12 protein-coding genes are annotated in these 13,339 nt (G+C 69.4%); 3 read left to right on the top strand and 9 right to left on the bottom strand.

From position 1 onward, the window contains the following. The first annotated feature begins 129 nt into the window (after positions 1 to 129). Both AC3A6Y_RS24835 and AC3A6Y_RS24830 read left to right on the top strand, forming a co-directional pair. A complete protein-coding gene (locus AC3A6Y_RS24835) occupies positions 130 to 828 on the top strand; it encodes an HAD-IA family hydrolase (RefSeq protein ID WP_487870911.1) in 699 nt (232 codons plus the stop codon). Beyond that, positions 825 to 2,006, top strand: coding sequence for a M20 aminoacylase family protein (locus AC3A6Y_RS24830; RefSeq protein ID WP_487870910.1), 1,182 nt, complete (start codon positions 825 to 827; stop codon positions 2,004 to 2,006). The genes AC3A6Y_RS24835 and AC3A6Y_RS24830 overlap by 4 nt, the downstream gene beginning before the upstream one ends. An 85-nt stretch (positions 2,007 to 2,091) precedes the next feature. Here the strand turns inward: AC3A6Y_RS24830 and AC3A6Y_RS24825 are convergent, their stop codons facing one another. From AC3A6Y_RS24825 to AC3A6Y_RS24785, 9 genes are all read right to left on the bottom strand, one after another. After that, positions 2,092 to 2,586, bottom strand: a complete 495-nt coding sequence (locus tag AC3A6Y_RS24825; protein WP_106555205.1) for an Lrp/AsnC family transcriptional regulator — start codon at positions 2,584 to 2,586, stop codon at positions 2,092 to 2,094. 80 nt (positions 2,587 to 2,666) lie between these two features. Beyond that, positions 2,667 to 4,070, bottom strand: a complete 1,404-nt coding sequence (locus AC3A6Y_RS24820; RefSeq protein ID WP_487870909.1) for an aminotransferase class III-fold pyridoxal phosphate-dependent enzyme — start codon at positions 4,068 to 4,070, stop codon at positions 2,667 to 2,669. A 144-nt stretch (positions 4,071 to 4,214) separates the two neighbouring features. Beyond that, positions 4,215 to 5,573, bottom strand: coding sequence for a DUF3526 domain-containing protein (locus AC3A6Y_RS24815; RefSeq protein ID WP_487870908.1), 1,359 nt, complete (start codon positions 5,571 to 5,573; stop codon positions 4,215 to 4,217). After that, a complete protein-coding gene (locus tag AC3A6Y_RS24810) occupies positions 5,570 to 6,997 on the bottom strand; it encodes an ABC transporter permease (protein WP_487870907.1) in 1,428 nt (475 codons plus the stop codon). The genes AC3A6Y_RS24815 and AC3A6Y_RS24810 overlap by 4 nt, the downstream gene beginning before the upstream one ends. Beyond that, positions 6,994 to 7,758: an ABC transporter ATP-binding protein gene (locus AC3A6Y_RS24805; RefSeq protein WP_487870906.1), complete on the bottom strand. Its 765-nt coding sequence runs from the start codon at positions 7,756 to 7,758 to the stop codon at positions 6,994 to 6,996. The genes AC3A6Y_RS24810 and AC3A6Y_RS24805 overlap by 4 nt, the downstream gene beginning before the upstream one ends. 16 nt (positions 7,759 to 7,774) lie before the next feature. Beyond that, positions 7,775 to 9,931: a TonB-dependent siderophore receptor gene (locus AC3A6Y_RS24800; protein ID WP_487870905.1), complete on the bottom strand. Its 2,157-nt coding sequence runs from the start codon at positions 9,929 to 9,931 to the stop codon at positions 7,775 to 7,777. A gap of 137 nt (positions 9,932 to 10,068) precedes the next feature. Beyond that, positions 10,069 to 10,425 carry a DUF2946 family protein gene (locus tag AC3A6Y_RS24795; RefSeq protein WP_487870904.1) on the bottom strand — a complete coding sequence of 119 codons (357 nt, stop codon included), beginning with the start codon at positions 10,423 to 10,425 and terminating at the stop codon, positions 10,069 to 10,071. A gap of 65 nt (positions 10,426 to 10,490) precedes the next feature. Continuing rightward, a complete protein-coding gene (locus AC3A6Y_RS24790) occupies positions 10,491 to 11,426 on the bottom strand; it encodes a 2-hydroxyacid dehydrogenase (RefSeq protein ID WP_487870903.1) in 936 nt (311 codons plus the stop codon). Positions 11,427 to 11,431: 5 nt separating this feature from the next. Further along, complete coding sequence (locus tag AC3A6Y_RS24785) at positions 11,432 to 12,310, bottom strand: GNAT family N-acetyltransferase (RefSeq protein WP_487870902.1); 879 nt, start codon at positions 12,308 to 12,310, stop codon at positions 11,432 to 11,434. Between the two features lie 460 nt (positions 12,311 to 12,770). Here AC3A6Y_RS24785 and AC3A6Y_RS24780 point away from each other — a divergent pair. Next, positions 12,771 to 13,339, top strand: a 569-nt coding sequence (locus AC3A6Y_RS24780) for a haloacid dehalogenase type II (protein ID WP_487870901.1), incomplete at its 3' end; no start/stop codon positions are given.

Here is a 13,339-nt window from a genome sequence, read left to right as displayed (position 1 = left end):
GAACATGCCGGCAAGAGACGGACAACGAAATCCTGTGCCGCAACGCGGGCTCAGTTCGGTTCGGGCATGCAGGAAGCGGCACCTATGCTTTGGGGCAACCGGCATCGCCGTCATCCCTGGAGCTTTCCCATGTCCCTCAAAGATTTCAAGGTCCTCACCTTCGACGTTGTCGGCACGCTGATCGATTTCGAGGGCGGCATGCTCGCCTACCTGCGCAGCGCGGCGCCCGATGCGCGCGTGACCGACGACGACTTTCTGGCCGCCTACCGGCGAGCCCGCGCCGACGGCACGTCCGGCTGGTACCCCGACGACCTGGAACGCTGCTGGCACGCCATTGCGCCCGCACTGGGCCTGCCCGACAACGACGCCATCGCGCGCGGCCTGCGGGATTCGGTGGCGCAGTGGCCGGCCTTCCCCGATTCGGTGGAAGCCCTGAAGCGCCTCGGCAAGCACTTCAAGCTGGTGACCATGACCAATGCGCAGCACTGGGCGCTCGCCCATTTCGACAAGACCCTGGGTTCGCCCTTCGACATGCTGCTGAGCTGCGACGACGCGCTGTGCGAGAAGCCCGATGCGCGCTACTTCGCCTACGCCCGCGGCCGCATCGAGGGCGCCTGGGGCTACAAGCAGGCTGACAACCTGCACGTGGCGCAAAGCCAGTACCACGACATCGGCGTGTCCAAGCGGCTGGGCATCGCCACCTGCTGGATCGAGCGGCGCCACGGACAAAAGGGCTCCGGCGGCACGCTCGAATCCGAGCACACCGTGCCCGACTACCACTTCCACACGCTCGCTGCGCTGGCCGACGCCGTCGAGGCCGGGCTTTGAGCCTGGAAACGATCGCCGCGCCGGTCGCCGACCTGCTGCCCGATCTGGTCGCACTGCGCCGCGACCTGCACGCGCACCCCGAGCTCGCCTTCGAGGAACGGCGCACGGCCGGCGTGGCGGCGCAGGCGCTGCGCCTGCTCGGCCTGGAGGTGCATGAAGGCCTGGGCGGCACCGGCGTGGTGGGCACGCTGCGCTGCGGCAGCGGTTCGCGACGCGTGGGCCTGCGCGCCGACATGGACGCCCTGCCGATGGTCGAGCTGGGGCGCACCGCACACGCCAGCCGCACGCCAGGTATTCACCACGGCTGCGGGCACGACGGCCACACCAGCATGCTGATCGGCGCCGCGCGCCAGCTGGCGCGCACGCGGCGCTTCGACGGCACGGTGCACTTCATCTTCCAGCCGGCCGAGGAAGGCAGGGGCGGCGCGCGCGCCATGATCGAGGACGGCCTGTTCGAGCAGTTTCCCTGCGACAGCGTCTTCGCGCTGCACAACTGGCCCGACCTGCCGCTGGGCCGGGCGCAGACGCGGGCCGGCCCCATCATGGCGGCGGCCGACCGCTTCGACATCGTGCTGCGCGGCCGCGGCGGCCATGCGGCGCAGCCGCATCACACACCCGATGCCATCCTCGCGGCGAGCCAGCTCATCTCGCAGCTGCACACCATCGTCTCGCGGCGCATCGATCCCGGCGAATCGGCGGTGCTCTCGGTTACGCGCATGGAAGGCGGGCACAGTCACAACGTGCTGCCGGCGGAGATCTCGATCACCGGCACCGTGCGCAGCTTCGACCTCGCCTCGCAGGATCGCATCGAGGCGGCGCTGCGCGCCACGGTCGACGGCGTGGCGCTGGCGAGCGGCGTGCAGGCCGAGGTGCGCTACGTGCGCTACTACCCCGCCACCCTCAACACGCCGGAAGAAGCGGCACTCGCCCTCGCCGCGGCCCGAGCCGTCGGCCTGCAGGCCGACATGGCGCCGCGGGCAGCCTTCACCTCGGAAGACTTCGCCTTCATGCTGCAGCGCCGTCCGGGCGCCTACCTGTGGCTGGGCCAGGGCCGCGCCGAACCGGGGCCGGACGGGGAGCGCCCATTGCACCACCCCTGCTACGACTTCAACGACGACGCACTGCCGCTGGGCGTGCGCTGGCTGTGCGAAGTCGCCGAGCGCGCGCTCGCAAGGTGAGCCCTCGGGCCGCCTGCTTCGCGGCTCGGCCGCAAAGCGCCCGAGGTGCGCAGCGGCGCCTGCGGCACGGGGATGCGAAAGCCGGTCAGCGCTGGTTGGGAAACAGCCGTTCGATCGGACAGTGCGTCTTGATGAACGGCGACTTGATGACGATGTAGCTGAAATACTTCGCGATGCCGATGTTGCGTTCGAGCAGTTCCTCGATCACTTCCTGGTAGTGATTGACGCCGCGCGTCAGGAAGCGCAGCAGGTAGTCGTAGCCGCCGCTCACCAGGTGGCATTCGAGCACCTCGTCGACGTCGCGGATCGCCGTCTCGAAGCGCACGAAGTCTTCGCGATGGTGATCCTGCAGCGTGACCTCGGTGAACACGGTCAGCGTGTCGCCCAGCTTCTCCAGCCGCAGGTGCGCACCGTAGCCGGCGATGTAGCCGGCCTGCTCCAGCCGCTTGACGCGGATCAGGCAGGGGCTGGGCGACAGGCCCACCGCATCCGCCAGGTCGACGTTGGTCATGCGGCCGTTCTTCTGCAGCTGCGCGAGGATGCGCAGGTCGAGCCGGTCGATCTTGAATGCTTCTGACATGGGTAGTGACGATGAACGCGAAGGACTCGATTCTGCGTCTGCCGCGGCGCGCTGCTTCCAGTGTTCTCCCCGGGGTCGCCTCAGCCGGCCAGCGCCGCGCGGACGTCGGGTGCCTGGAGCACCTCGTCGAGCGTCTTCCTGAGCCGCACGAACATCTGCGCGAACTCGTCCTCGGTGAAAGTGAGCGCCGGCGCGAAGCCGAGGATGTGGTCGCCGAAGGAGCGGAACACCAGCCCGTTGCGGTAGCCTGCGGCGAAGATGCGGTCCGGCAGGCCGAGCGCAGCATCGAAGCCGCGCTTGCTGGCCTTGTCGCTCACCAGCTCCAGCGCGCCCAGCAGGCCGCGGTGGCGCGCGTCGCCCACCAGCGGATGCGCGCGCAGCGCATCGAGCCCGGCCGCGAAATGCACCCCGCCGCGCTGCCCATTGGCGAGCACGCCGCCTTCCTCGTACAGCCGCAGCACCTCGAGCGCGACCGCGGCGCTGACCGGGTGCGCCGAATAGGTGGCACCGTGGCCGATCGAAGCACCCGCAGGCGCGCCGTCTGCGATGCCCGCATAGACCTTCTCCGACATCAGCGTCGCGCCCATCGGCGCATAGCCGGCGGTCAGGCCCTTGGCCACGGTCATGAGGTCGGGCTCGACGCCCTCGGCCTCGCACGCGAACATCGGCCCGGTGCGACCGAAGCCGGTGATGACTTCGTCCACCACGAAGAGGATGTCCAACTCGCGCGCGGCCTCCTGCATGGCCTTCATCCAGCCCTTGGGCGGCACGATCACGCCGCCCGAACCCTGGATCGGCTCGCAGAAGAACGCGGCCACGTTGTCCGCGCCCAGCTCCGCCACCTTGGCGCGCAGCGCCGCCACCGAGGAAGCGATCAGCGCCTTCGGGTCGGCCCCGTCGGCATGGCGGTACGGGTTGGGCGAAGGGATGTAGTGCTGCGTGGGCAGCGGCAGGTCGAAGCCGCGATGGAACACCGGCAGCGCCGTGAGGCCCGCGCCGGTCGAGGAGGAGCCGTGGTAGCCGCGCTCCAGCGCGATGAACTGCTTCTTCGACGGTTTGCCGATCGCGTTGTAGTACTGCACGATGAAGCGCACCGCGGCATCGACCGAGTCGGAGCCGCCCAGCGTGAGGTACACGCGGGTCAGCGAGGCGGGCGTGATCTGCACCAGCTTCTCGGCCAGGCGAATGGCCGGCTCGCTGCTGAAATGGAAATAGCCGGTGGCATACGGCAGCCGGCGCATCTGCTCGGCCGCGGCCTGCACCACGCTCTCCTGCCCATAGCCGACGTTCACGCACCAGAGGCCCGCGAAGGCATCGAGCAGTTCGTGGCCGTTGGCATCGGTCAGCCACGCGCCGCTGCCCGAGGCGAGCACGGTGGGCCCGCGCTCTTCGTGCACGCGCCAGGGCGAGACGGGGTGGATGAGGTGGGCGCGGTCGAGGGCGTCGAGCGCGGCCTTGTTGGGCAATGCGGTGGGGTGTGTCATGAGGGGCGGTGGGTCGGGCCTTTGGATGTCCAAAAGCTTAGGCCGCGGGCCCCTCCTGAGGGTGCTGCATTGGGGGCCCTGAGCGAAGCAGGCTGCGGTTGTTCGCGTCGCGACAGCAGATCCTGCCGCCGTGCCTGGGCGCCGTCACGCCGGGCGTACTCGACCGCTTGCGGCCGCTCCCAGCAGCAAGGCCACCACACCCATCAGCACCGCTCCCGCCCATACACCCACAGGGGTCTGCGCCGGGCGGGCGATCGGGCTGAAGCGCGGCTGGGCGGCGAAATCCTGGGGACCGAAGTGCACCTCGTTGAACAGGTAGGCGTAATAGTAGGACCGCAACTGCGCGTGGAAATCGGCGATGCGATCCTGATACGCGAGCTGCGCCTGCAAATCGGTATCGGCCTGGCGATGCAGCGCGGCCTGCACGCCGACCCCAGGCAACAGCCATCCCAGGCGAGCGGTCCAGCGTTGGCGCGCGAGCAAGCCTTCGCGGTAGGCAGCCACCTGCGGCGCCACGCTCTCGTCGCCGAGCTGCTGGAAGGCGTAATACCACTTCCAATGAAAGCCCGAAGGCAGTGGCGCGGTGTGCTTCCATTCGGGATGCGTGCGGAAGAACTTCTCCATCGTGGCCGCCGGAGACAGGTCCCACGCGCCATTCACGGCCTCGCGCTGCCCCAGCATCAGTTCCACGCCTTGGTGCACCGGCAAGGCACGCGCAAGCGCGGCGTTGGCGACGGTGGGCAGCACGAGGGTCAGCACCGCCCAGCAGCCCATGAGCGCCGTCGCATTGGCGGCGCAGCTTCTGCCTCGCATTGCCACGATCAGCGCCAGGCCGCACCAGAACGCCAGGTAGGCCGCCGCAACCAGCAGTGCCGTGGCCAGCGCGGTGATCGCGGTGCCGCTGCTCAGCCCACCGGCAAGCACAGGCAGCCCGAGGCAAGCGAAGACCAGCGCCATGCGCAGCCCTGCACGGCGCAGCCACAGGCGCCGGCCGGCGCCGGCCATGGCCAGCAGCGTGCCCAGCCGGCCCGACCGCCGCTCGCTCGAAACCAGGTCGTACAACAAGGCGATCACGAACAGCGGCGCCAGGTACACCAGCACGAAAGCGAAGTCGAAGCGCCCGGCCAGCGCCAGTTCGGGGTTGAAGCTTTCGCCTTCGTGCAGCTGAGCCTGCAGCGCCAAGGCGCGCACGCGCAGCACATAGGGGGCGGCGTCGCGCAGGCCGAGGGCAAGGAAGGCTGTGGGAGACGGCGCATCCCAGGTGCCGTGGAGGGTGTAGTACGCAGCAGCGCCGGCATCGCCGCCTTGTCCGTACTTGCGCGCCTGAGCAGCCAGGTCCTGCTGCTGCAGCTCGGCCAGGCGCGCAATCGTCTCCTGCTGGCGCGCGACCTCGCGAATGCCTGAAACGACGGCCAGGGTCGACAGCGCCAGCAGCAAAGCCAGCGCCATCGAGGCCAGTCTCGAGCGCGCCAGGAGGCGCCATTCATGGGCGAGCCAGCTCATCGCGCGACCCTCCCCAGATGGCGCGTCGCCAGCCCCAAGAGGCTTCCGAGCGCCGCCAGCCAGAGCAGCAGCACACCTGCGGCATGCGCCCCTCGGCGCAGCCCGTCGGCGGGCGGCGCGGTTTCGTAGTGAAAGTCGGCGAGATCGTGCCAGTGCGCGTGGCCGATGCGACTGTCGCGGCTAGAACGGTCATCGGCGAAGCTGAGCTTCTCGGCCTGCAACCGGTTGAGTTCCTGCACCAGTCGATAGCGATGGCGTTCGGCCTGCTCGAGGAAGCGGCGGTAATTCTGCAGGTCGGTGCCGGCGGCCGCCATCGAGAGGCGCCGCAACGCGATGACCGGGCTCAGCAGTGCGAAGCGGTCGACTCGGCGCAACTGGGCATCCTGGAGGTCGAAGCTGGCTTTGGCATAGCGCTGGAAGAGCGCACTGGTCAGCCGCTCGCCCTCCATGCCGAGCAGGCCCTTGTAGTTGACGGGAAGCTCTTCCACGCTCGCGACGCCGTACTGCGCGAGCACCTGCCTCTTGAAGCCCGCGAAGTAGGGGTCGTCGGGGTCGTGGCTGTCGCCCAGTGCCGCCAGGTCGCGCGCCACCGCAATGTCGGTCTCGAAGCGCGTGGGCAGCGCCAGCGTCGAGGCCACGAGCTCGGGCGCCAGGCGCGGCACGAGCACGACACCGACCGCCCAGACCGCCAGCAATGCCAGCAGGGCGTCGCGCCCGCGCACGAAACATGCCGAGAGGCCGACGATGCCGACCGCCCAGATCAGCAGCCACAGCCCGTGGCCCGCGGCCAGCGCGACCGCCAGGCTCGCCGATGCCGGTGTTGCCGCGCCGATCCAGACCAGCGCCAGCAGCGCCGGCAAGAGCACCAGCGCGGCCACGCCGCTCAGGGCCAGCAGCTTGCCCAGCACGATCTCCCGCGCTCGCACGCCCTGGGCCAGCAGGATGCGCAGCGTGCCCGACTCGCGCTCGCGCGCCACGACCGCATGGCCCACGAAGACGAGCAGCAGCGGTGCCAGCACCTGCAGCACGAAGGCCGGCGTGAGCTGGCCGAAGCGCAGCAGCAGCGAAGATTGCCGCACGTCGCCGAAGTTGGCGCTGTTCTGGCGATGTCCCTCGAGGAAGAGCGTGTGGCCCGTGAAGGCATCCACCCCGGAATCGAAGGCCGCCAGCGGGCTCAGCGGCCGGAACGCGAAGTGGCCGTAGTGCACCATGCGGTGCGGGTGCCGGTCGGGCTGGGCCTCGAACGCGTGATCGACCCGTGCCTGGTGGCGCGCACGCTCGGCATCGGTCGTGCGGCGTTGCTCCCAGGCCGTGAATGCAGCCACGGCCGTCAACAGCAGCAACAACGTCAATCCGAGCACGGCCACCCGGTCGCGCCGCAGCAGGCGCCATTCCTCGCCTGCGATGCGCAGCGCGGCGCTCATCGCAGACCTCCCTCGCCGCCGTAGCGCCGATGCAATGCCCGCACGTCGAAGCGCTCCGAGCCTGAGGCTGCGACTTCCTCGACCAGCCTTCCCCGGTCGATGAAGCCGATGCGATCGGCGACATCGGCGGCACTGAGCAGGTCGTGCGTGACCATGAGAATCGCCACGCCCTGGGCGCGCAGCAGCCCCAGCAGGCAGCTGAATTCGGCAGTGGCCAGCGGGTCGAGGCCGGAGGTGGGCTCATCGAGCAGCAGCGCCGGCACCTTGCGCGCCAGCGCCAGCGCGATCGACACCTTCTGGCGCATGCCCTTGGAAAAACCCGCCACGCGCCGCCCGTGCGCTGCAGCCTCCAGACCCGCGGATGCGAGCGCCTGGTCGATTGTCTGCGCGCCGGCGGGCCGACCCGCGAGGTCGAGCAGATAGGCCACGTTCTCGCGCGCACTCAGGTGCTCGTAGAGCGCCACGTTTTCGGGAATGTAGGCGAGCTGGCGCCGCGCTGCCGTCGGGTCGGCCACGGGGTCCGCCCCGTTCACGCGCACGCGGCCATGCCTGGGTTGCACGAAGCCCAGGAACAGGCTCAGCGTGGTGGTCTTGCCGGCCCCGTTGGCGCCCAGCAGCGCGTAGATCTCGCCGGCTTCGACCCTGAGGTCCAGCCCGTGCAGGATGGTGTGCCCACCGTAGCCGGCGATCACGCCGGCGGCTTCGAGGGCGGGATGGGGCGCGGCCGCGGCGCGCGGCCGGGGAAGGTCAGTCGAATACATGATGCATCTCTCGCGTTCAGAACCTGGCTTGCAAGCCGATGGTGACGGTGCGTGCCGTGCCCGGCGCCACCCAGAGGCGGCTGTAGGAACTGGCGTAATAGGTGGTATCGAAGAGGTTCTCGACGTCCAGCGTCGCGCGCAGGCTCCGGTTGATGCGCCAGTAAGCGACCAGCTTGGCGGTTGTGTAGCTCGGCAGATCGAAAGCCGGCGTTGCAGCATCGGCTTCGGCTTGCGTGCGGGCCTGGCCCAGCCGCTTGCCCACGTGCGTGATGCCGCCGCCGATGCCGTAGCGCTGCCCGTTGGCGAAGGCATTCTCATAGATCGCCAGCACGCTGCCGCTGACCCGGGGAACGTTGAGCAGTCGGCCCCCGGCTTCCAGCGTGTTGTCCTTCGTGATCTCCACGTCGTTGAGGACCAGGCTGGCGTTGAGCCGCCAGTTCGCCGTCAGCTGACCCGCAAAGTCGAATTCGAGGCCGCGGCTGTGGATCTCGCCGGCGGCCATCGAGTAGCCGGGGTTGGCCGGGTCGGCCGTCAGCACGTTGCGCTTGCGGATGTCGAACAGCGAGGCGGTCGCGCCCATGCGCTGGTCCGCGCTTTCCCACTTGGTGCCGAGCTCGAATGCACGGCCGGTTTCCGGCTCGAAACCCCGGGCGGCGACGTCGGAACCTGCGTTGGGGCGGAACGAGCGGCCGGCGTTCGCGAAGAAAGTCCATTGCGGCGTCGGCAGCCAGGCGAGGCCGACACGCGGCGAGGTGGACGACGGCTGCTGGCGGGCAGTGGTGCCGGCGATGCGGTTCTCGAGCGACTGGCGGTAGTCGTCCACGCGCGCGCCGGCGACCAGCCGCCATTCGGGCGCGAGCTTGATCGCGTCCTGCACGTAGAGCGCGGTATTGCGCTGGTGTTCCAGCGTGTCGGTGTTGCGCCCCGGCACCGGCTGAAGCTGACCGTAGACCGGGGCGTAAATGTTGATCGCATAGGGCCGTGCGCCCGTCGGATTGGCGCGCAGCATGAGCGAGTCCATGTCGAAGCGGAAGCTCTCCAGCCCGAACAGCAACTCGTGCTCGACCGCGCCGGTCTTCACCTTGCCTTGCAGTTCGGCCTGCACGGCGATGTCGTCCGAGGCGAAGTCACGGAAGCGCCGCTGGCGCGTGAGCGTCGCGTTGTCGGCGCGCAGGGCCGCCGCCTCGGTCGAGAACCCTCTCAACGACGTTTCGCGGTAGGACAGGCCCAGCCGGCTGCGCCAGGCGGGATTCCATTCGTGCGAGAGGATGAACTGATGGGTCTGGTTCTCCACCGTCACGTCGCCGTCGGCCGGCTCCCCCAGGAAGCGGCTGCGCGGGATCGCGCCGAGGCGGTTGTCGACTGCGACCACGCCCCGGTCGAGCGGCGTGGCGTGCCGCAGGAGCTCTCCCGAATACTCGAGCACGGTGTCGCGGCTGAGCTTCCAGGTGAAAGCCGGAGCGATCACGCCGCGCTGCGCGTTCACGTGGTCGCGAAAGCTGTCGCGGTCTTCCACGGCGACGTTGAGACGGTAGGCGAAGTTCTCGCCCACCGGCCCGGTGCTGTCGAAGGCGCCGCGCTTCCGGCCGTAGCTGCCAAGGTAGCCTTCCACGGAATGGGCCGCCTTCCACAGCGGCCGCTTGGACACGATGTTGAGCGTGCCGCCCGGCTCGCTGCTGCCATAGAGCGCGGCCGCGGTCCCCTTGAGGAACTCGATGCGTTCGACACCGGCCAGGTCGCGCGGGGCGTTGAAGCCCCGGTTCGAGGAGAAGCCGTTCAGCAGCGTGGCGGTGCCGGTGTTCTCATTACCGGGCAGGCCCCGGATGGCGATGTTGTCCCAGAGGCCACCGAAATCGTTCTGGCGCGAGACGCCGCCGACGAAGTCGAGCACGTCGTCGAGCTTGGTTGCACCCAGGTCCTCGATGGCCTGGCGCGTGACGACGCGCACCGACTGGGGCAGTTCGCGCAGCGGCAGCTCGGTCTTGGCGCCGGCGGCTTCGTCGGCGTGGTAGGCACCCGATTCGGTGCGCCCGGTCACTTCGATCGTCGACAACTGGGCGGGCTCGGGGCCGGCCCCGGATGACTGGGCCATCGTTGGGCCGGCGAACAGCGCTGCGACAGCGAGGCACAGGGGAAGGGGCGCGCTGGGCGCCGGGGGTTGAATGGAATTCATGAGGAGACTCGGCAAGCCAAAAGGGGGACGCAGCAGCGAGCCCGGCGAAGGCCGGGCACACGCCGCCCGTGACGCGTGACTTCACGCGGGGCGGCGGGACTGCGGAAGGTGGGAAGGCGCCGCCGCAACGGCGGACTTCAGGAGACGGCTCGAGGCGGGTCGCGCGAGGCGAAGGGCCAACGGCCTGGGCTGGGGACGAAGGCCCCTGGTGCATGCGGCCGCGGAAGGCCGGCTTGCACGACCAATGCAAGCGCCGGCAGCGATGTGGGCGCGATGCCCGGATGCGCGAAGGCGAGGCACCACGCGCACGCGCCGTGGACCTCGCTGCCATGCTCCGGGGCATCGGCGTCTTCGTCCGCTGGCTGAGCGGACAGTGCCGCCATCTCGGCCGCAGCCTGGTGCAAATGGTCTGCTTGGTGCGCAGGCAGGCCGACCACCGTGTTGAAGAACACGGCCAGCAACAGGAGTCGGATCAGTACGCGGCGCAAAAGCATGGCAGGCTTGGGGCCGGAATCATACTGTCGCGCCGGATGCCTCCGCACATCTGTCGGTGCGCCCCTCAGTATCCTCGCGCGCGATCCACGAGCCCGATCATCGGCTCGCCATCCTCGAAGCGCTGCAGGTTGTCGAGCACCACCTGCGCCGCGCTCAACGGCTGCGTCACGCTCGCGATGTGCGGCGTGAGCTGGATGTTCGGATGGCGCCAGAAGGCATGCTCCGGCGGCAGCGGCTCGGGATCGGTCACGTCCAGCACGGCATCGCCGATGCGGCCGCTGGCCAGCGCGGCCAGCAGGTCGGCATCCACCAGCTGCGGTCCGCGGCCGACGTGGACCAGGCCCGCGCCTTCGGGCAGCATCGAGAACAGGCGCGCGTCCAGAAAGCCGCGCGTCGAATCGGTCAAGGGCAGCAGGCACACGAGGATGTCGGTGCGCGCGAGAAAGGCCGGCAGCTCGTCGGCGCCGGCATGGCATGCCACGCCCTCGACCGCATGCCGCGAGCGGCTCCAGCCCGCGCAATCGAAGCCCAGGCCCACGAGCTGCGCCAGCACGGCCTGACCGAGCGAGCCCAGCCCGAGCACACCCACGCGCCGCTCGCCGGCGGGCCGCACGGGCAAGGGGCGCCACTGGCCTTGCTGCTGCTGGCGCCGGTAGCGCGGCATGTCGCGATGCAGGCCGAGCACGGCGTGCGTCACGTACTCGACCATGCCCTGCACGATGCCGGGCTCGACCATGCGCACCACCGGCAAATCCGGCGGCAGCGCCGCGAAGTCGAACTGGTCGACACCGGCGCCGGAAGAGAACAGGACTTCCAGGTTCGGGAAGCGCTCGGCCAGGTTCGCCGGCGGCTCCCAGGCCGCGAGGAAGCGCACCTGCGCCGGATCGCCGATGTCGGGCCAGATGCGGAAGTCGATCCCGGGCGCGCGGCGCTGGAACACCTGGGCCCATTGGCGGCCGCGCACCGGGTCGGACTTGTAGAGGAAGGTCGTGGCGTTCATGGGGGTCAACCCACCGCCTGCGTGACGATCGCGAACAGCGTGGGCCCTCCCGGCGCCTTGGCGAGCGGCGTGCCGCGCACCATCGTCGTCGGCGCATCCACGCGCAACAAGCCGATGCTCTCGAGCCATTCGGCCAGGCCGCTGGCGAAGTCGATGTCGATGCGCGTGAAGTTTCCGGCGTTCATCCCGGCGAGGTGCGCGATCAGCGCCTTGGCGCCCTCGGCATCGGGTGCCACCACCGGACCGATCGCGTGCCCGCGCCCGAAGCGGCGCAGCATCGCAAAGCCGCGCGGCGCGTTGTCATGGTCGAGCACCACGCAGGCCTCCGACGCAGCGAGCAGGTCCGCGATCAGCGCATCGCGCGGCATGCCACGCGCCGCGGCGTCGAGCGCCTGCAGGGATGCGGCCTCGCTCTGGCCGGCAGGCCGCAGGCGCCAGCCCGCGGGCAGCGCGACCAGCGGCGCAGGCTGGGCCACGCCCTGGTGCTGCCGCAGCTCGCCGGTGCGCACGAAGCCCAGCCGCTCATACAGGCCTCGGCCTTCGGCCGTGGCATGCAGCAGGACCGTGTGCTCCTCGAGGCCTTCGAGCACCGCGCTCATGAGCCGGTGGCCGAGGCGGCGGCCCTGGCAGGCCGGCGACACGATCACCAGGCCGATGGTGGCGTGGCGCTCGCCCCAGCGCCAGCGCAGGACGGTGCCGATCAGCTCGCCGTCGCGCTCGGCAACGATGCCTTCGGCATGGGCGAAGACCTGCGCCCAATCGGCGGGGCGGTGCGGCCAGCGCAGCTCGGCAGTCAAGGCATGCGCGAGCGGCAGGTCGGCCGCGGTCATCGGTCTGAGCACCACGCCATCGAGAGCGGGTGCGGTCGTTGTCTGGGCGGGCATGGCGTGGTCTTGGTGCGAGCAAAAGGGCAGGCCATCTTGGACGACATCCGCTGCTTCCGCCAGAGCGAATTTGCGCTTCGCCGCAACTTGCAAGCTTCGTCTGTCGCGGTGCCGCGTTTCGCAATTCGATGCGGTGGCGCGCCCGCTTACGCACACAAATGCGGCGCCAACCTGCCTAGCATCGAGCGCCGTTCCGGCCACCCGCCTCCGACCACCGCTCGAGCTCAACCAACCATGCCAACCTGCATCAAAAGCGTGCTCATCGATTCTTGCTGCGGCGCATCAAGGTGCATGGCCGCACGTCGCAGGGGCAGACCGCATGGCATGCCGTCGGCGCCCCATCAAACCGCAGCTTTCATGCGCCGGGCACTTCATTTCCCTACAACCTCGACGCGGCTGCGTGCTGCAATCGCTTCGTAATGAGCTTGTCGCATTTGTCATTCAAGGAACCGAGACCATCATGACCTTTCGTCCCAAGTACATCACCTTCGACTGCTACGGCACGCTGACGCGCTTTCGCATGGGCGAGTTGACGCGCGACATCTTTGCCGACCGCATCCCGGCCGAGCGGATGGAGCAGTTCATCGCCGACTTCACGTCCTACCGCTTCGACGAAGTGCTGGGCGACTGGCAGCCCTACGAAGTGGTGCTGAAGAACGCAGTGCGCCGCCTGTGCAAGAAGTGGAAGATCCAGTACCTCGACAGCGAAGCGCAGAAGTACTACGACGCGGTGCCCACCTGGGCGCCGCATGCGGACGTGCCCGCGGGCCTGGCCAAGATCGCCAACGAGATCCCGCTGGTGATCCTGTCCAACGCCTCGGACGACCAGATCCAGAAGAACGTGGCGCTGCTCGGGGCGCCCTTCCACCGCGTCTACACCGCGCAGCAGGCGCAGGCCTACAAGCCGCGCCTGAAGGCCTTCGAATACATGCTCGACTCGCTGGGCTGCAACCCGGAGGACGTGCTGCACGTGTCCTCCAGCCTGCGCTACGACCTGATGTCGGCGGACGACCTGGGCATCGTCAACAA

The sequence above is a fragment of the Variovorax sp. Soil_C_17 genome, from assembly GCF_057657265.1.
This window is presented reverse-complemented; position numbering and strand designations above follow the sequence as displayed.